This is a genomic window from Paenibacillus sp. CF095 (genome assembly GCF_900101225.1).
Classification (GTDB): domain Bacteria; phylum Bacillota; class Bacilli; order Paenibacillales; family Paenibacillaceae; genus Paenibacillus.
The window spans coordinates 343117-365353 of record NZ_FMZN01000003.1 but is presented as its reverse complement, the minus strand read 5'-3'; the positions used below and the strand labels follow the sequence as shown (position 1 = coordinate 365353).

Annotated in this window: 4 protein-coding genes (1 of these 4 cut by a window edge); all 4 read right to left on the bottom strand. The window is 44.7% G+C overall.

Annotated elements, in window-relative coordinates; translation table 11 throughout:
- Positions 1-236: 236 nt before the first annotated feature.
- Tightly spaced (each overlapping or abutting the next), the 4 genes in view from BLS69_RS23675 to BLS69_RS23660 form a layout consistent with a single transcriptional unit that may run on beyond the window.
- A complete protein-coding gene (locus tag BLS69_RS23675) occupies positions 237-4097 on the bottom strand; it encodes a type I polyketide synthase (RefSeq protein ID WP_091037117.1) in 3861 nt (1286 codons plus the stop codon).
- Positions 4084-11427 (bottom strand): non-ribosomal peptide synthetase, encoded by a 7344-nt coding sequence (locus tag BLS69_RS23670; RefSeq protein ID WP_176872979.1) that lies wholly within the window; start codon positions 11425-11427, stop codon positions 4084-4086. Before BLS69_RS23670 ends, BLS69_RS23675 begins: the two co-directional genes overlap by 14 nt.
- The gene (locus tag BLS69_RS23665; RefSeq protein WP_091037110.1) at positions 11427-19493 is read right to left on the bottom strand and encodes an SDR family NAD(P)-dependent oxidoreductase; all 8067 of its coding nucleotides are present in this window, start codon (positions 19491-19493) and stop codon (positions 11427-11429) included. Before BLS69_RS23665 ends, BLS69_RS23670 begins: the two co-directional genes overlap by 1 nt.
- Positions 19477-22237: the end of an SDR family NAD(P)-dependent oxidoreductase gene (locus BLS69_RS23660; protein ID WP_091037107.1), read on the bottom strand. The gene runs 8126 nt beyond the window's last position; the window shows 2761 of its 10887 coding nt (coding positions 8127-10887); its start codon lies off the right edge, out of view; its stop codon occupies positions 19477-19479. Before BLS69_RS23660 ends, BLS69_RS23665 begins: the two co-directional genes overlap by 17 nt.

Genomic DNA, 22237 nt, shown 5'->3' with positions numbered 1-22237 from the left:
TCCTTTGTGAGCTTGATCTTAAAAAGAGTGGATGAGAGTAAGGGCGCAACCATGAATATCACGCTGTTTTTCCACTCATAGAGGGCTACAACGCTCTATGGGGCTGCGATCAATTTATAAACTACAGACACATTATATGTGTATTAAATTCCTGCTACTGTAGGTTCCAACGGCTATCAACTCAACTCTCATCCCTCTGGTAAATTCATCAACATTCTATTATTAAGAGAAAAGTTTTATTCGATGGATAACGATTTTAAATAGGTATCAAGTATAGGTTCATCGGAGTATAATTTCTTGCAAAATGTAACTATTCGTTCTTGTGACTCAGGCTCCGTCAACAAGGTCAAGTGATTTGATGCCTCTACCTTTAAGGCTGTTAACGCAGGCATCTTCTCCTTCCACTTCGAAGCAAAGCTTAAGTAATCATATACTCTTCCTTTATCGACGAGCCGGAAATAAGATTCGTCTTCTCCGAATAAAGTGCCTGCCGGGTTGCAGAAGTAATAACACGGTACGTTTTCGGGAGCAGACAGAGGCAATCCGTCATAGATTGCCGTGCTCATATCAAGCGTATCTAATATTTTCTCATATTGAACTACGGATTTACGCAATTGCTTAGGCGGCTTCGTGACGCCTTTTTGTTCGGCCAGCAAAACGAGCTGATCGAGGAATGCCTCATCGGAAACGTCTATTTGGACTTCATGGTCAGCAATGAGCACTAATTGATCGGCTGTCGAGAAAGCTAAGAGTAGGTTGATGGCCCTTAACATTCTGTCCTTCTTTAAGTTAGCCTGTGATATTGTCAGCCAATCCTCTCTCATCGCTTCGTCTACATAGATCGATTCCAGCATGACGATTGAATTCACCGTCTCGCCCTGCTCTTGCATCTGACGGGCCACTTCATAAGCGATCATGCCACCCAATGACAAGCCACCGAAATCATATGGACCATCAGGCTGAACAGATCGAATCATCTGGACATAATAGGCGGCCATCGCTTCAATTCCCTCGATTGGCTCATAGTCAGTCATGTATCCTTTTGCCTGAATCCCGTAAAAAGGGCGCTCTATTTTATTCGAAATTAACCGATAAATTTCAACGCCACCAAAACCGCCATGGAACCAAAATATAGGTCTTTTCTTATTCCACTTGTTTAATCTGATAAGCTCCGGATACTCCGATCCCTGGTTGAGCTGAATCGGGGCAGCGGGCTCATTATCCACTACGCGTTCTTCCTGTTCGTATGCTGATTCCTTAACGATAATCTCATTTTCTGACTCTTCCGGTATAGAGATGACGTCAACGATTTCGCGAATAGACGCGCAATTATATAAGACTTCAAAATCAATGGATGAATCAATAGATTGCAACTGCTGCAGCACTTGTGTCAGGATGATCGAATCTACCCCAAGTTCTACAACGGATTGATCTTTATCGATTTCGGAAGCTTTAACGCCTAATAACGAGGCAAACAGGTTGACGATCTTGTTACCAATCGAGACGCGGGTTATACCGCTTTCTGTACTACTGTTTATGCTCTCTTTCATTGCGGCGATTGTTGCTGTCTGCCGACTACCGGATTCCTTCTCCGCATAACGCACCTCAGCATTAGAAATCTGCAACCAGTGGCGCTGCCGCTCAAATGGATAGGTCGGAAGGGATACACGCCGAGGCTTAGCGTTTGGATAGAGCATGTTCCAGTCCCAAGCCAAGCCTCTCACCCATAAACTCAATAACTTGTTATACTCCCCCTTCTTGATCCATGCTTCAATGACATCTTCCATGCCTTTATCTTGCGCCAGCAAGGCAAGAACATCATCACGTTTATTAACCTTTCCCTGGTATACCCCGTTACCTCGCGTGCTATCTCCCTGAAGCCAGGTTGAAAGCTTCTTCCGGAGTTCATTGATGGAAGTTGCGGTTAACGCCAATCGCTCCTCGTGTGCCTCGCGCCCGAGCTGCAGCGTATAGGCGATGTCTGGCAAATCCTCATCTTGGAATTGCATTTTTTCCATCGTGTCCACTAGCTGCTTCGTCTGTTCCAAAAGACGCTCTCTATTGGCTGCTGAGAGTACGATGAGAACAGGAGTTTCTAACATGATCTTCTCTCGTGAACGGCCCAGATGCTCTCCCACATACTCCTCAATCATTACATGGGCATTTACACCACCAAAACCGAATGCGCTGACTCCTGCTCTGCGCGGAATATCCGGCTGAATTCGATCCCATGGTGTACTCTTCTCGTTAATGTAAAACGGGCTTTCAGATAATTTAATATAAGGATTAAGCTCTTTAAAGCCCGGCGTACCCGGAATAATTTTGTTTTTTAACGAAAGTATCACCTTGATGACAGCCCCAATCCCTGCAGCTGTTTCCAGATGCCCGATATTTGTTTTCAGCGAGCCTAGAGCACAATGAGGCTGGACTGATGAAACACCGTTCTTGCTGTACAGTTCGCTGAAAGCATTTTTTAGACCAGCAATCTCAATGGGGTCTCCTAATCGAGTCCCTGTGCTATGAGTTTCGATATAGCCGATGGTTGTCGGGTCCACTTTTGCATTTCCGTACACATCTAGTAATAGGTCAGTCTGAGCGTTCGCATTCGGAGCAGTTAAGGAAGCGCTTTTGCCTTTATGATTCTGTGCCGAGTTTCGGATTACTGCATGGATGTGATCCCCATCAGCAATGGCATCACTCATTCTCTTCAGCAAAATCGCGCCTACGCCTTCACTCCGAACCGTACCGCGAGCGTCTTTGTCGAAGACATTACATTCTCCGTTATCACTGAGCATCCCCGCCTCGCTGAAATAGAGATGAACCGATGGCGTAAGAATCACATTAACGCCACCAGCGATTGCCATTCTGCATGTGCCTCTACGTATAGCTTCCGTCGCTTTATGCAGCGCTACAAGCGAACTAGAACAAGCGGTATCGACAGGTTCACTTGGGCCATGTAAATTCAACATGGAAGAAATACGATTGACCAGCATGAAAGGCGTCCTTCCCGTAAGCGCATACGGGTTATGCTCGGTCAGATGCTGATCGATAAGCTGAGCATAATCCTGGGTACCGATTCCAACAAAAATCCCAGTGTCTGTTCCCGATAAATCTGAAGGCTTATATCCCGCTTCTTCAATCGCGCCCCAAGCGACCTGAAGGAATAATCTATGTTGAGGATCCATTACTTCCGCTTCTCGCGCGGAAATGCCAAAAAAGGCCGCATCAAATTTATCGACCTCTTTCATAAACCCGCCCCACTTGATTTTAGCGTCGTCAAATACTCGCCAATCGAATCGTTCTTCAGGAATTTCCGTAATCAGCTGCCTCTCCTGGACGAGATGTTCCCAGAACTCATCGAGGTTTTCGGCTTGCGGAAAAATTCCGTTCATGCCGATAATGGCAATCGGCTCCTCCACATCCTTGGTGTTTTGACCGACGGGCGCATTTCGCTCGAAATGACTAAACCGCATTGGTACTTTGGCCTCATCTGCTTTGAACAGTTCATTCTCTTTAAAAGAAGAAGACTGCGGAACTGGATCCGACGGCACAACCGCAACTCGATCGGCTCGAGGCGTAACTACGCTTTCTATAAGGTCATGCCGGTAATGGTGCCGAAGATGATCATCATGCTTCTCGTACAAATGTTGTGTCAACGACCGGATCGTTGGCTGCTCTAACTCAAAAATGACCGTCGGCATCACATCCAACTTGTATAGATCGTTAATTTTATTGGTGAGCACAGTTATGCTTATGGAATCAAAGCCATATTCCATCAGATCATGATCGATATCCATATTCTTCATTTTTAGCAAATTGCAAGCGATCTCCACCAAGTCCTCGTTAACCTTTTCGAGCAGCACATTAATATCCGATGAAACTGTGTTGGGACGGTCTGCTACTTGTTTTGGTTTGGCTTCAACCGGTTGGGGCCCTGTATTGCGCCTAATTTTAACTGGGTCACCATGGTATACCATGATTTCATTATTGCTTTGTAACATGGCTTGCTGCAGGGCATGTAGTCCGACTTCGCCAGTAACCGGATGAATGCCTTTTGTTGTTTTAAGTAGCTTGATCGTTTCTTCATTTAACTGCATTCCGCACTCCCCTTTCTTCCCAATAGGGCCAGTTTATACTGATCGTCTTGCCTGAACGTTTGTTCCGAATCTGAAGGTTCTCACGATATTTCGCGAAGGAGTTGAGAAAGCTGTTGGCATAAGCATAATCCGCCTGTCCGACATTACCCAAGTGCGACACAGATGAGAATAAAATAAAGAAATCCAACGAGTCCTCTTTGGAAGCCTCATCTAACCAAATGGTACCGTTCACTTTAGGAGCGAGCACTGTCTTCATTTCTTCGTAGGATTTATTTACAATTAACTTGTCATCAAGGACGCCTGCACAATGGATGATACCGTGCAGCGCTTGGAATCGGCTTCGTATCTGTGCTAGAGCACTTTCGACCTCTTCGCTTACGGACATATCCGCCTGAATATAGAGCACTTCCGAGCCTAACGACTCCACCTCATCAAGTAAGGATTGTTTATCTTCGTCCAGAGATGAGCGTCCAATCAGCGCCAATCTTGCTTGTGTAGTGCTAGCAAGATGCTTAGCCAAGACAATCCCGATCCCCCCCATTCCCCCAGTTATAAGGTAGACTCCGTTATTTCGGAAAGGCATCGGCTTATCGGTGGTCTCTTGTTCGAGAGGTCCTTCCTTTAAACGCTTCACAAATCGACCCTCTTCTGTGTACCGAATTTCATCGCCATCCTCCGCCTCAAATTCGACTGCTGCGATGTGTTCAGTAAGAACAGATTCCGATTGAAGCTGGACAGTCTTGTAGACGAATTTCGGAAATTCCAGCCGGACGGTTTTGGCAAAGCCGCTTATCGCTTCACAGAGAGCCGAAGCAATTGTAATCTGCGCGTTATAGACTAGTAGTAGCTTTACTTTTTCGTGCGGAGCGACTTCCGTTAAAGACTTCGTCAAATAAAACAACGAGTATATCCCTTTGTTCATTACCGCATCCAATTCATAAGACGACGAATGATGCGACCACATGTGAACAATCTGATTTGGTAGTCTATCTTTCTTCACAAGATCAACAAGAAGCTTGTGATAATCCTCTTGTCGCTCAGGATTAATCACATAATTATCATTGAGACCAGCTTTAAATACTTCGCCAGGATTCACGAGAATGATAGGAAAATCTGATATGAAGGCATCCTGCGCTTGTTCGCTGTCGGTAAAAATAAGTAGCGGCCCGGATATAGTTCCAGAATATTGCTCCAAGGTCGTCTTCTCCCAAGAGTTATGATAATACAAGGTTTCCAGCTTATCTGAAGTTGAGGAACTCGTTTCCAAAGTTGCCGTGATAGTTCGTATTGAATAGTTCCGAATGAAGGCCACCATGCGGCCTTGAGGATCATATAGTTTCAAATTGAACTTTGAAGCTCCTGTTTTGTTAGAATCTTGATCCGCCCGTGTCGCATAGACGTAGCATTCCTTCGGGAACGGCCGTATGACTTCGACCTCATCGATGGAGAACGGCATGAAAGGCGAAGTATCTCTTCCCTGCAGTAATCCGACGATCGTTTGCAGGCACCCTTCCAGCAGAGAAGGGTGAAGTGTAAAAGCATCGAAGTCTTCTTCTCTTTCTACAGGCAGCTCGATTCGCGATATCGCTTCGGATTCGTTATAATAAAGCGCCTTAATTGGCCGGAATGTCGGTCCGTATTGGTAGACATCCGCGGAAGCACTCGATCCATAGAAATCGGTATGATCGATACGATCTAAACATCTTGCCAAGCAGCTTTCTATATCAAAGGTTTCATTAGATTCCTCGACATTTTGCTCCGTATCCCTATTCGAGTTCGAGCGAACTTCTAGCTTACCTTGCGCATGTATGACCTGCTGTTCCTCTTCGTAAGTACATACTTTAAATTCAATCTCATTATCAAGCGGAGTAAGTACAATTTCCATATTAAGAGACTCCTCCACAATAATGGGGCGTGCCCAAACGATCTGTTTAATCTTATGGATCTTCCGCTTTGCCGCTAGCTCACCGGCTGCTCTGCCCATTTCGATGTAGGCTACACCTGGCAATACCTTTTGATTATGGATGACATGATCCACAAGGAAAAATTCGCTACCTATTAGCGTTGTCGTATATTTTTGTGACATGAAATCCGACGTATTACGGTCGACGAACGGATGAAGCTTTTGAACTGTTTCCTTCGCTATTGCCGCCACAGGCTCACTGGAGGATCCCGGTCTCCAATACCTCTCTTGCGCAAACGGATACGTCGGAAGACTTACGCGGCGAGGACGCGGCGAATGATTATAGAACAAGGTCCAATCCAGATCCAGGCCGTTTACCCACAACATGGCCAGTTTTTTCTTTTTATCCTTCATGATCCATTTGACAATCAACTCACCTGAATCCTCATCCCGTTCAAACCATTGAATAGAATCCTCAGCCTGATTGGCCTTCTTCTCGAAACAATTATCGATGTTTGTCTTTCCTTCCACAAAAGCCTCCAATTTGCTGATTAAATCGTGGGCATCGTTAACCAAAAAGATGACTCGGCTATTCATCTTTTTGCGACCAACCTGCAGTGTAAATGCGACGTTCGATAAATTCTGATGGCGATTTTCGCTTCTCATATAGCGAAGAAGATCATGCGCGTACGCTCTGAGACGATCGTCGTTTCTGGCTGATAGAGGAATCAAATAAGAACGACTGTTATCCAATTGTGCAAGGCTTTCAACTGAGTTCATCTCGGTATACTTCTCGAAAATGGCATGCGCATTCGTCCCTCCAATCCCGAATGAACTAAGTGCAGCCCGGAAGGGATAAGGACGATTCTCTATGCTTTGCAGCTGATCTACCACATAGAATGGTGATTGACGTAAATCGATCTCACGATTTGCTTCCTTGAAATTCAGTGACGCCGGAATCTGATTGTGATACAAGCTTAATGCGACCTTAATACAACCGGCCAAGCCTGCGACAGTATCCAGATGCCCAATGTTCGTTTTAACCGATCCGATTCCGCAAAATTGTCGTTTAGTTGTGTATTTATTGAAAATTTGACTTAGAGCAGCAATTTCGATCGGGTCGCCAAGCTTGGTGCCTGTTCCATGCGCTTCAATGTAACCGATAGTTTCCGGATCAATTTTCGTTGATTCCAGTGTACTTTGAATGACGTTGGCCTGCCCTTTTATGCTGGGTGCATAAAATCCTACTTTGTCTGAACCGTCGTTATTCAATTTAATGTCCCTTAGCATTGCATAGATATTGTCCCCGTCTTCGATAGCCTTTTTCGCAGACTTCAGTACGATGACAGCGGCACCTTCTCCGCCAATCATCCCATCAGCCGTAGCATCAAAGGCCTTCAAATGCCCATCTCCCGAAAAGTTCAAACCTGGCATATGGACATAACCAGCGCTTGTTGATGAGTGAATCGTCGACGCACCGACCAGTGCGTAATCGCTCTCCCCCGAACGCAGGCTTTGAAACGCTGAATACATCCCGGCTAAAGAAGAGGAACAATTGGAATGGACAGAAAAACTCGGTCCTTTCAGTCCAAGTTGGTAAGAAATCATTGTCGGAATCGTACCAGCTTGGCCTAGTATCCACGATACATACGTATCGGCGTCATCGATGACATGAACCTGTTGCGGATCATCTGGCGCCTGATAGAAGTTATTGCTTGAGGACATGTACACGGCGGTGTTCGGGATATCATTAGAACAATAACCGGCATCTTCCACCGCTTTCCAAGAATGAAGCAGTAAGAGCCTCATCTGCGGATCCATCATCTCCGCATCCTTTGGCGAGATTTTGAAAAACTCAGGATCGAATAGTTCTTTGCCATCTATAGTTAATTGAATCGGCACGAATGCAGGGTTATCAATAAGCTTTTTATCGATGTTTAACTCTTCTAACTTCTCATCGGATAATAGACGAACACTTTCTTTTCCTTCCCGCAAGTTTTCCCAAAATTGACGGTAGTCGTTGGCATCGGGAAATTGACACGAGATGCCTATGATAGCCACGCTATCTTCAACATAGTCTGGATAGTCGTTTTGCTGGTTGCCAATCTTTCTATTTTCATCTGTTGAGTACAATGGAGTCTGTATTGCTTCAGGGGGACTTTTCACTTCAACATGGTGCTGTCCCTCTCTTTTCAGATCAAGAATAAATTTACTTAGCTCTCTAATATTGGCATACTCAAAAAGGTCGGTTACCTTAATTTCACAGTCCAGCTTACTGCTAATCCGATCCGCTGCCGTTACCGCAGTGAAGGAGTCTCCACCTACATCAAAAAATCCGTCTTCCATGTTAATTTCATTAACGCCGATAACATCTTTCCAAATCGTTACAATAACTTGCTCCGTTTCCGTCTCGGACATTGTAGTTTTTGTTTTGCGGTCCGGTTGTACTTCATTTCGTTTGGAAAGTTCCAACCGGTTCACTTTACCGTTCGGTGTCAGCGGGATCGATTCAATTTCCGTAAATACACTCGGAACCATATGAGCAGGAAGCCATTTCTTCATGTAACTACGCAACTCTTTCAGAACGAGATTGCGATGACCCGCCTGACCATTGCGTACAAAATATGCTCTTAACTGTACATGCTCTTGATGATTGTGGATGACGATGGCACTTTCACGAATCCCCGGATATTGATTGAGCCTCGATTCAATTTCGTCAAGTTCGATCCGAAATCCATGCAGTTTCACTTGGTTGTCGATCCGTCCCAAATATTCAATTTCCCCGCATGCGAGCCATCTTGCCGAATCTCCAGTCCGATAAAGCTTGGTGCCTGGCTGGAACGGATTGTCGATGAACCGTTCCGCCGTCAACTTGGGCAAATTTAAATACCCTCTTGCTAATCCATCTCCTCCAATATAGAGCTCTCCTGGAACGGAAACAGGAACCGGCATCATTAGGTCATTCAGAATATAGATTTGCGTATTGGCAATTGGCTTGCCGATAGTGATCGGTTCATGTGGTTTAATCTGCTTGAGAGTAGACCATATCGTCGTTTCCGTCGGGCCGAACATATTCCAAACCTCGCTATTCGTTTCCATAAAGAACTGTTTTAACCGTTCGGAAAGAGCCTCGCCTCCGCAAAGAATTTTAATTCGTTCTTCGTTCCGCCAACCATAAAGAAAAAGCGCCGTCCACGTCGCGGGCGTCGCTTGCATTATCGTAGGTTGAACCGCTTGAATTTCCCGCTGAAGTAGCTCGACATTCTTTTGTTTCGTTGTGCTGCAAATATAACAAGCAGCACCGTTGATTAGAGGTAAGTACAATTCCAAGCCAGCAATATCAAAGCAATACGTAGTTACAGCGAGCAACTTATCTTCTGGTGTAATAGCAGGCTTCTGTTCCATCGATTGCATGAAATTAGTCAAAGCGACATGTGGAATCATAACTCCTTTTGGTTTACCTGTACTTCCAGACGTATACATCACGTAAGCTAAGTGATCTGAACCCGATTGTGTCCGGATAATGTCCTGCCCAATCGCCGTTTGCTCGATGGTCCCCCAATACGTATCCAGCGGGATGGCTGTAACTTCAGTACTTAATAGTTCATTCAACTTGTTCATTAATGCTGATTGAGTGATAACTATGGATATCCGGCTGTCTTCAATCATATAGCTTAAGCGTTCAGACGGATATTCCGGGTCTAAAGGAACGTATGCGCCACCAGATTTTAGAATCCCTAACAAACCAACGATCATGTGTATCGATCGTTCGAAGCTGATCCCTACCAGGATGTCGGGTTTTACACCTTGTTGCTGCAGATAAATAGCAAGCTTTGTACTTCTCTCATCCAATTCCCGATAGGTTAACGACTCGTTCTCATAGATAACTGCGGTCGCTTCAGGCGTTTTCTTAACCTGTTCTTCAAACAATTCATGTACGCATTTGTCCTTTGAGTAAATTGTCTGAGTTGCATTCCAATCCAAGAGAATGGTTTGAAGTTCATCCGCTGAAAGGAGCGGATATTGTCCAAGCGTACACTCTCCTGTGCCGATCACTTCTTCTGTTAATCGAACAAAATGCTCAGTCATTCGCTTGACCGTGGAGTCATGATAAAGATCAGGATTGTACTTCATATTAAGTTGGAACCGCTCATCGTGCTCAAATACTTCTAACGCAAGTTCGTACTCTCCTTCCTGATGAATCTCATCCATTAGCTCAAAACCAAGAGTAGTATCATAATTCGCAAACTGCTTCATCTGACTGGACGAAATGAAGTTTTGATAGAAATATCCGACCTGGAATACCGGAGCATTCGATATTGAACGAGGCAAATTCAATTCTTTTACCATTGCAGAAAACGGATAGTCCGAATGATCCATTCCGTCAAGCATCGTCAACTGTAATTGCTCAGCAAACTTCGTAAAGCTCTCCATTTCGTCAATTCGGCTACGAATTGGAATCATGTTGATGAAATAACCAATTAACGATTCGAATCTTTCCTCCGGCCTCCCCAAGCTTGCCATCCCAACGATCAGTTCACGCTGATTTGTATATTGATGTAATAGCATGTTAAATACAGCCAGAAAGAAAGCTGGCAGACCGATGCGCTGAAGCTTAGAGAACGATTTGACTTTATCTTTAAGCTCGGACGGGATAGTCACGCGATGTGTCTTCCCTTTAAATGTTGATGCAGAGTGACGTGGTAGATCAGTAGGAAGATCTAAAATTGGCAGCGTACCTGACAATTGCTGCTTCCAATAGGTACGATGCTCTTCACCCCTCCTGCTTACCAGCATTTCCTGTTCCCAATCGATAAAATCATAATAGTGAGAGTAAGAGGAGCCGCTAGCTAGCGGTTCCCCCTTTACAAGAGCAAGATAAGCATCCAATAAGGACTTTAAGAGAATTGCAACTGAACTGCCGTCAAATATAATATGGTGGATATTGATTAACACCCAGTGCTCGGTCTCGGATCTCTCGAACACATGAACACGCATCAATGGACCTTCATTAAGAGAGAAGGCCTCGCTAGCCTTTGTACGTATAAATTGGATTATCTCTTCATGAAGTAGGTGGGAAATATTCTCTTTTGTGAATGCTAAACTCTCTGATTGCTGAAAGATCTGAAAAGGTTTACCATTCTCCTCTTCAATGATAGTCTTTAATATCGGATGCTGCTCCAACATATACTCCAGCGCTTGCCTGAACAAATTAACATCCAGTCTCTTTTGAATACGGAAGCAGATCGGCAGATTATAGGCACTCATGCCAGGTGCTACTTTCTCTAGCATCCATAGACCCTTTTGTCCCATGGATAGCGGTTTTTTCTCCAAAAATTGAGGGGTAATTTCTTGAAGCTTTTGGCGTAGCTCGGATGTTGATAATTCGCCTTCTCTGTATTTATCCAATAACTCTTTCGCTATCATTATCCATCTACTCCTATACATTTTTCTAGATCATCAAGCTTGATAATTCCCTTAACAAACTTTTCCATCGCTTCGATAACTTCTAGATCTTTGTATTCACGGTGCAATCTTTTTTTAGCATCCAGATAGTTAGGTAGACTAGTTCCGAGTTTCGGAGCCAAGTATGCCGAAATGGTACGAATCGTCGGGCACTGTAGGAGTTCTCGGCCTGATATCGTGAGATCGTATTTTTGCTCCACATTCCGAATAAATTTCATCATCAAAATTGAATCTGCACCATAGTCTTGCAGGTAACGATTCACGTTGATATTTTTTTCATCGATTTCGAGCTTCTCTGAGAAAAACTCGATAAAATCCCCCTCCAGATCTTCCTGAGTTGACCTCTCGACGTTGATCAAAGCATTTTGATCCACCCTAACTTCCTCATCCGACTGAACACTCTCCGTTATAGGTCTATTCGATTCCACTGGAATCCAATAACGGTCCTTTTTGAACGGATAAGTAGGTAAAGGGACGGTCCGCCCTCTCTCTTCATTAAATAAAGAATTCCATGACACTTTCCCTCCATTTACCCAGTGTATGGCGATGATGTCAAGATTTCCGCTCTGCACAAACTGTTGTACCATAGACTCTTTTCCATTCATAAAGGAGAACGCACTCACTTGTGATTCGTCCTCTGCGTTCCCGGTAAAAATCGGAACTACGCTATTGATCTTTTGATTACCTTGATCGTATTTCAAATAATCATTCAGAGCCTGAATAAGGTCTTCTTTTTCTTTCGTTACAATGGCTAACCGGCTTGTCATCGCTTCCCTTCCAGATTGAAGCGTATAGGCAATATCTGACAATGAAAGATGATCAGCCTTACAAATGTAATCACGCATCTGCTTGGCTACGGCATGAAGTCGTTCATGATCTGAAGCCGAGAAAATAAAAATTTGGCTTTGATCCTTAGCGATAGGTTTATTCGATTCTTTTGAGTACTCTTCTATAACAGCGAATGCATTTGTGCCACTGTTGGCGGATGTACTGATAGCACCTATCCGCGGTTGATCAACGGGTCTATTCCATGGCTGATCGCTTGCACTTGCTAGAAACGGTGCTTTTGAAAAATCGATATCTGGGTTACTCGTATTAAAATTGTGCAGACCCAGCATCGTCTGCTCTCTCATTGCCATCAGCATCGTTATTAAACTGACGATCCCCGAAGCAGCAAACGTATGTCCGATTAACGGCTTAACAGAAGTAATGTACCCTAATGGCTTTTCAGATGCGTAGCTGCCGAATGCTTTGCGCAAGCCATCAATTTCTGCAGCATCTCCGAGTTTGGTTCCTACGCTATGCGAAATCATATATTGGATACTTGACGGATTGATCTGGTATTTATCCAGCGTATCGCTAATCAGATCCGCTTGCCTGATCGGATTTGGCGCCATCATTCCATGGCCCTTCCCATTATAGTTGACACCGCTACCTTTGATGCATCCGTAGATATGATCCCCGTCGCGAATGGCCTTAGATAGAGGTTTAAGCAAGACCGCGGCAACGGCTTCGCTCGGAACCATACCGTTTGCGCGTTCATCAAATACATGAGAATTCCCGGTAGAGGAAATCAAATCTAACATACTCATTCCGATATGCGCAGATGGTGAGACGAACAAGTTGATACCGCCAACTAGAGCCATCTCGCAGTCATCCTGGCGCAAAGCTTGGCAAGCTTGATGAAGGGCAACTAGACTGGAAGAGCAAGATGCCGTAATTGATAAATTGGGACCTTTAAGATCTAGTAGATAGGCAATGCGAGCAGATAGAATGGCATTCTGATTGCTGTAAAACTGTCCCTGCTGCTTAACCATAAATCCGTAATCGCCTTCTTCAATCCCTACATATACGCCGCACGATTTCCCTTTTATTTTCTCATCCATGTATCCTGCATCTTCTAGTGCATGCCAGGCCTCTTCCAGAAACAAGCGCTGGCACGGGTCCATGATATGAGCTTCCTTCGGTGAAATTTTGAAAAACAACGGATCGAAACGATCGATATCGGTAAGAAACCCTCCCCATTTCGAGCTATTTATTTTGTGTTCATCCAAAAATTTTCCTCCGCCGAAGTCCTGCCAATTCCACCGATCTTGCGGTACCTCAGTAATGCATTCTTTACGATGCTTCAGATTTTGCCAAAACTTCTCCACCGAATCTGCCTGAGGAAACCGCCCGGACATCCCAATGATGGCGATCGGCTCAGTTAATTTTTCCTTATTGGCTTCTTGAAGGTGGCCGAGATTCGATCCAATATTTTTACGCTCTTGTGTGGTATTGTCGCTTTTGATCTCAGCTTTTCTTTCGGTCTTCAGTTCAAGTTCACCCTCATAAAACCTTTCGAGCGTTTCTTCATGTTCCCTCACCAAATATTCTATAATTTTACCAATTGTGGAATAACCGAGAAGCGAAGATGGCGTCATCTCAATGCCATATAAACCCGTGATCCTTCCAGCAAATTCGAACAAATTGATGGAGTCAAAGCCGTACTCTAACAAATGCTCGTCCACATCCAGTTTCTCGACCGGCACATGATGCAACTGGCTGATTTCTTCTTTTAAGTCCCGCTCCACGAACCGCGCGACGTCAAATGCTTCATTTGCTTTGCTGTTGCTAATGTTTGAGACAACGGGAGCTTTGACATGAACGATTTCTTGCTCCTTTTCCTCCTGTAATCTTAAAAACCTGTACACCATGCTCCTTTGGCCTGAAATAATAAGGTGTTGTGATTGAGGTGCCATCAAGATGCGCTCAAAGATGGACAGTCCCTCTTGGGTTTCCAAATAACGCTGCCCGCTAGATTTTAAATATTTTTCATTATTGTCCTGATCAAACCCCATGCCACCATCTCGCCATAGCGGCCAGTTGATGACAACGGTCTTGCCCAATGCTTCCTGCCTTGTCTCCAACTTGTTTTTATAGCGGGTATAGGCCATTTGAAACCGATTCCCGACAGCATAGTCGCAGGTACCGAAATCTCCCAAAATAGCTGCAGACGACGAAAAATAACAAACGAAATCAAGCGAAGTCCCCTGCAATAGTTCATCCAGCACGAGCGTTCCATTAGTCTTAGGAGAGATGACCTTCTCAAAGTTTGCAATCTCTTTCTTGAAAATACTTTGAGGATCCACTAGTCCTGCGGCGTGGATAACACCGTCCACATTCCCGAATTTTCGTCTCGCCGTCTCCAGCCCCTCATTCATCCGCTTCTTGTCGCAAGTATCCGACTGAAAATAGTAAACTCTGCCGCCTGTATTCTCAATTTGTTGGATGAGTTCTAGCTTTGCGTCATCCAACTTCGATCTTCCGCTCAAGACCAGATTAGCACTGTAATTCTTTGCGAGGTGTCTCGCAAAAATAAGCCCCAGCTTGCCGAGTCCGCCAGTTATAAAATAGGTGCCTCCGGCCTTCAGCGGGGCTGCTCCCGAGGTTATGCTCGTCTCTTTCATTTTGCATTCGTATCGTTGTCCTTCTTCATACAGCACGCTTTGAACGCTCTCCGCTGCCTCAAGTTCTTTATATAGACTCATCATTATGTCTTCATTCAGTCCATCTGATTTGACATGGTCCTCTTGCTGAATGACTGCTTTCACACGCGTCTTCGATACCATCGGTCCGATGGACCGTTCAAAGCCAATCCACGACTCAAGATAGCAACGTTCACGTTCATTTCTATACGAGGCACCTAGAAGAAGCCTTTCTGGCTCCAATTTAGCAGATGCGATCGCTTGTAAAATGTAGACGATGCTGCTGTAGTCCTCTATACATGCCCGATCTTCATATGGCCATAGGTAAAGAGCAGCAGAAATTTCGTTGTATTTCGCTCTTATGCTACGGAATGCTTCTTCATACGCTTTCTTATTTTTCTTGTCGATGTAATACGTCTGCTCATTATCGTTCCTAGGACCAGTGTGTTGGGACAAAAACACGATATTGGCTCTTGGTTTCCGAGTTTGAATGTACTTCTTTATTTTGTTCTGATTATCCCGCTCCGAAAGAAAGCATACGATAGTGTTCAATTCAATTGCCCGATAATCTAATAAAGGCGTTACTTCCCAATTCTCGGTAAACAACATAGTTTCAACATGCTCTTTGTGCTTCTCACCATTTGCTTCTAATAGTGAAGAATCGGAGGTTGAGCAATGACGGGCAACAATTTCCTCGGTAGTGCGTTTGCTCCCCTTTTCATTTGTCTGAATCCAACATCGTTCTTTGGCAAAAGGGTACGTAGGCAAAGAGATGCGCTTCGGTCTCCCGTTACTATAGAACTGTTCCCAGTCAACTTTTGCGCCATTCACCCATAGATTCAACAATTCACTCGCATTGTTAAGTTTCAGAAACCGATCTGCTGCATCAAGTATCTCACTACTTGTTACCGACCTTTTCGATCCACCTTTTATTGGTTTGGCTGGACTGCGATAGATATCTTCGCTGCTTTCTCCACCTTCCAGATAGCGCCTCAACTTTATCTCCAGCTCATATAACGAGGTTGCTGTTACTGCCAACCGGACATCCATACTTCCGCGACCAACCTGCAACGTATACGCGATATCTGCTAAGTCATTATTAGAATAACAGTCCTTTTCCAACGCTTGAACAAACTGATGGACATATTCATTCAATCTGCATTTGTCCTTTGCCGACAAGACAAACATCATTGGCAATGGATTCTGAACTTTGCTACTTACTCTTGAATCAACGTTTACCTCAGGGAGGTATTCTTCGATAACCAGATGCACGTTCGTTCCTGTTGCCCCAAACGAATTGATCCCCGCGCAGCGCGGATGATTCGATACCGGTTCCCACGACTTCAAAGTTGTATTCACAAAAAATGGACTGTTCTCGAAAGACATTTTTGAACTTCCATTCTTATAATTTAAAGTCGGAGGAATTTGTTTATGCTCCATCGATAACAGCACCTTAATGAGCCCTGCAACCCCAGAGCCGAAGAAAGCATGACCGATATTACTTTTTAAAGCCCCCAACGCACAATAGTCCGTATTTGAAGTGAATTTCCGGAATGATTCTTTCAGTGCCTCATATTCTATGGCGTCGCCTAGTTTCGTTCCCGTTCCGTGTGCTTCAAACATCGTGATATTCGCTGGATCGATATCGAATTTCTCGTAAATGCTGGTTTGAAGCCGGCTTTGAGCCAATCCGCTCGGAGCAGTCATTCCATTCGTTTTGCCATCTTGGTTCATTCCCCAGCCCCGAATAACCCCATAAATATGGTCATTGTCTTCAATCGCCTTGTCGAGAAGTTTGAGAACCACAACTCCTATTGCTTCAGCAACTACGGTCCCGTTCGCCTTTTCGTCGAAGGTGTGGCAGAGACCATCTGACGATAAGAGTAGCGATTGACTTGAACCTATCATGACATTCGGTGTCGTATATACCGAGCCACCGCCAACAATTGCGCTTTCACAGTTGCCCAATACGAGACTATTGCAAGCTTCCGCGACCACCGTTAGAGTGGAAGAGCAAGACGTATCTATCGACATCGCCGGTCCAACTAAATTCAGCAAGTAGGAGAGCCGACATGCGGAATAAGAATCGGTTGGAAGGTAGTATGTTGGCATCTCTTGTTGTATCGTCATGGAGTAGTCCCCTTTGGCGCAGGCAAATACACCCCAAGGTTTTCCACTCAGATCTTCGGGACTATAGCCTGCATCTTCAATGGCTTTCCACGCTTCTTGAATAAATAAACGCTCGCTAGGGTCCATCAGCTCCGCATCCCGCGGCGATATTTTAAAAAATAACGGATCGAATTTATCGATATCCGATAGAAACCCGCCCCATTTCGAATAGGTCTTACCCGGTGTTTTTGGATTAGGGTCGTAATAATCGTTTATATCCCAGCCGCGATCACGAGGCGCTTCCCTTACACTGTTACGTCCGTTTTTTAAGTTTTCCCAAAATTGCTGTACGTTGTCCGCATCTGGAAATCTCCCTGACATACCGACAATCGCGATAGACGGGTAAGTCCGTTTATCACTGTCTGTCTCATGTGTTCCATCTTGCAGGGATACATTCAGGCGTTTCGTAAAGATGTTCTTGCAATGATTATAGAAAATCTTAACGTTTCGATCTTCATGCAAAATATCGAAGTGGTTATCTCCAGCTAAAACCGTTGTTTTCAGCTTTGGCAAAAAGGTAGACCATCCTTCGAGAAGCGGCATAAACGATCCCAGTTCATACTGGATTCGTTCCAAATAGTCCGGGTTCCAGAAGGAATTTGATACAGCATCAGCAGATTCTGTTCGGAACAATACAGCTGTCAGATCATAAGGACGTGGCAGCTTCTGGACTTGGTAATTCTGAATAGCTCGCAAATTGGATTGATGTACCTCCGACATAGAGCGCAATTTGAATGCCAGTTCTTCTTCAGACTGCTTCAACCCTTTTTGTTTGCAAAGCTTGACGACATGCGAGACTAGAGCATCATCAGAAATGTCACGAATATCCTCGTCCGTGATTTGATAGAAACTCCAATCGATCTCTACGTCAGGTCGATTCCCTAGGGAAGCTTCATTCCGATTCAAAAGTGTGAGTAATAAGAAATTCGCATTCATCAAAAGGTTGTTTCTGAAGGTCGTTTGGAAAAATTCGGACTGCCCACCAGAGATATAGGGCGACTCCACAAGAAGTAGCGAATCGACCTGTTTGTCCTGCATTTGCAATTGCCGTACCATTTCATAAGCTACTGTCCCGCCAAATGAAAACCCGGCGAGGTTGTAAGGCCCTTCCGGCTGCACGGCTTCAATTATTTCGCAATAGTATCGAGCCATGTTATGAACCGATGAGAAGGGTTGATGCTCTGTGGATAGGAAGCCGCGCGCTTTTATAGCAATAATACGGAATGTGCCGTCCGTTTGGCTTGCGATTCGATTGTAAATGCCTACATCCCCAGAAAGTGGATGGATCCAAAACGTGCATGGCCCTTCTCCGTCTGCGGATAAAGGTACGATCTCTGGATATTGCCGAATAAGATGGCGTAGACGTTTTTTTAAAGGTTGATCAGCGGCTACAGAAAATGGAGTATTCTCTCCTTCGCCACACAACTGAAGGAGTTCACCCAAGCTTCGATCGTTGAGATCATGGATCGATATTGTAAGTCCAATCTTGTCGTGCATAAAGTTTAATACTTCTGCAAAGTCCAAGGAATCGAGGCCTAGCGCTTGTAGGTTCTGCCGTTCATCCAGCTGCTTGGTATTTAATTTTCGGTAGAGCAGCTCCAATAGTTGTTTTTTGGCTCCTGGTTGTTTCTTTTCCTGGCTTCTTATCGGCAACCTCCCGCCCCAGGGTCGATGTTCAACGTCGTATTCAATAAGTACGCCATAACCTTGATTTTCATCATCCTTCGGTCTGTAATTATCCAATAGTCCTAATATCGTTGCTCCGTGTAATTGATGAAATTTTAAAATTGGATCGTCGAACAAACCTTCCCGATGAATCTGAACCAAATATTGCTGTAGAGTAGCGCAATTCGATTTAAGAAAATCACGGCAGCGCGTGACCGCATAAACATGATGAATTTCCAGATGCAAGGAAAAATACTGAAGGATAAATTCAAGTAGTTCACTACCCCATCCCTTATCTTGATAGAGAGGCATAATATTGAGCGCAATAAACTGAATGCATGAACCACTTTGATTCCGAAAAGTAGGGACCGTCATAGATTTGATCTTTTTGATATCATCCTTCCGGATACGCTGCGTATAAATGACGCCTCTAACGAGCCCTTCATATTCCAACACAAAAGTGAAACATGCCGGATCGAACAATCGCTGCTCGATTTCCACCCGGTCCGTTTGAAGAGGGACTGCCCAGCAGTCCCCCTCAATTTCCATTAAAGCTTCAATATCTTCCGGTACCGCTAAACGGATACAATAATCACGTCTAATAAAATAATCGTCATGGTACTTACCGCTTTTCAACTGGCTTTCGGCGCTGACATCGGGAAAAAACTGCTGCGCGGAGGCATGCAGCAGTTTTTCGCTAGAATGTAAGTTAAGCATAGATTTCATTTAACCTCCTTGGTTTCAAATTCGAAGCAATATAGTCTGCTAGCTTGGAAGTGGTGGAATAATCAAATATGATCGTATCATTCAATGACAGACCCAATTGACTGTTTAAAGTTTGAATGAATTTCCCTACTAGAATGGAGTCTAACCCAAGTTCCATAAAATTCGCTTCGACATCAAATTCGTCGAGTTCATCCAAGTATAAGAGATCAAATAAAATATCTTTAATTCGTATTTCGATCTCCACTACCTTGTACACAGACTCCGCATCTTCCTCAATTACCACTGGAATAAATCCAGTCTCGGTTTCTTGCTCAGCGATAGGAGAAGTTATCGTATTCTCTGGTGGAACACTTAAGATATCATCCAACGAAATAAAGGGATGTGTTTCGGTTTCTCCCGGATGTCTTTGTTCGATTTCATTGGGCCAAAAGCGCTTCGCTCTGAACGGGTACGTAGGAAGCTCAGGCATATGCTGCGGTGCATAATCACTATAAAGTTCTCCCCAAGGAATGGGAACACCGCTTTGCCATAATTGCGCTAATGCTGACCAATTCTTTTCGGCCATTAGTCGTTCAATCTGGTCGCCATTTATCGGCTCAAGCGAGGAAACCTCCGTACGATGATCCGACTCCTCGAGCAGGAATTTCTCCATGCTAGCGATCAATTCTCCCGCACTGTGAGCAACAACAGAAAATCTTCTTTTCATTGGTTCCCGTCTCATTTGAAGTACATAGGCGAGTCTTCGTAAATCCAGACCAGGATGCTTCTCCAGGTACGCCTTCCAAATTTCCACATAACTACTGAGCGTATGGTTTGTTTTGGCGGAAAAAACGAAAAGATTCGGTGTTACGTCGGTGGATAGGTTTACGCTGTCGGTCGGGTTCTGGTATTCTTCTACGATGACATGTGAGTAGACTCCGCCGGCGCCAAAGCTGTTAATGCCGATACGTCTTGGACTTCTTTCCCCGTCCAGTTCCATCTCAGGCCATTCAGCTAATTTCGTTTCTAACGTAAACGGCAAGGCGTCAAAATCGATACTCGGATTCAGCTTCTCCGGCAAACGAGTCGGGCATATTAACTTGTTCTTTAACTGCAAGAGCGCCTTAATAAATTGAGCCATTCCTGATACCGATTCTCCATGTCCGAAGCTAGCTTTAATCGAACCTAATGTATAGAAATTGTTCTCTCCGTCGCGAGAATTCCCGAACACTTTGGTAATAGCAGACATTTCGATAGCGTCAACCATCTCAGCACCACTTGCGGCTGCTTCAATATGCCGGATGCTTCTCGGATCTATGCCGGCCGCGTCCAAAGCTTTTTGAATAACGGCGGATTGCTTCACTGGATCAGGCACATTGTAGCCGTTCGTCCTTCCACTATGTGAAACGGCACTACCTTTGATAACCGCCCAAATATGATCGTTATCTCGTTCCGCGTCGGACAATCGTTTCAGAACGACTGCTCCCACACCTTCGGACGGAATAAATCCGTTACCACCTTTACCGAATACAGTGCTGCTCGAACGATCAGAAAGTAGACCTCCCTGTGCTAGACTTGTGTAATTACTCGGATGAACATATAAGTTTACCGCCCCAACAACAGCCATTGACGTTTCTCCGTGTCGGATACTTTCACATGCCTGATGAAGCGCTGTAAGCGATGAAGAGCACATTGTATCAACTGGAACGCTTGGACCATTGAAGTCCATCACGTATGACAGACGATTGACCATAGACGCGAAGGATGTATTGTAAAAGTGATTGGAAGTCTCATTCCATAGATTGAAGCCTGTTTTAGTTACGCCACCAAATACTCCAATCTGATTACGGGTACTTTCATCCATTTTCGAAGGTACATAACCCGCGTCTTCAAATGCTTTCCAGCATTGTTCCAAGAATAGGCGTTCCTGTGGGTCCATCCGCTGTGCTTCGGCCGGTGAGATGTTAAAAAATAACGGATCAAAATCAGCATAGCCTTCCAAAAATCCGCCCCACTTGCTGAAACTTTGCTGTTTGGTTAATGCATCTTCGCGGCTTGGGTTAAAGAATCCGTCGAGCGACCAACGTTCTTCAGACAACTCCGTAATGCAATTTGTCCCACTTTTTAAGTTGTCCCAAAACTCTTGGATATTCTGGGACATCGGGAACCGTCCACTTACACCTATGACGGCTATCGACTCCGCTTCTTTACTGCAGGAACCAGCGTCATACCTATTCCTTTTCGCTCCACGTTTACTCCGGTTCGGTAACAACATTGGAAACACGTTACCTCGCTCAAAAGAAGAATTTTTCGACATCAAACGTTGAGGCTCTGGAGCATCCTCATCCGAAATGTCATCACCGATCCACTGTGCACATTCATATGGATATTCCGAAGCCAAATATGTGCTCAATGCTTCGATGTTTCGGTATTCAAAAAAAATCGTACTGGAGGCATCCTTGAAATGATCCGTCAGTTTCTTATTCAGCAGCGTTAGTTTGACAGAATCGACCCCATACGTCTCGAATGGCTCCTGCGCGTTAATTTGATCACTGCGCAGTTTAATGCTTTCTCCAAATAGGACTGTCAGTTTGTGAATCGCCTGCTTCCTCAAATGATCGAAGTTGACTTCCCTTACTTGTTCCTGCGGCTGCTGGGTTTTATCTGCTGATTCAGCCAATAGTATTTTCACTCTGATTTTGTCCGTATCCCCCTCCATAACAAGCACTTGATCCTGGTTTTGATCCAGTGCTTGATAGAGGGCG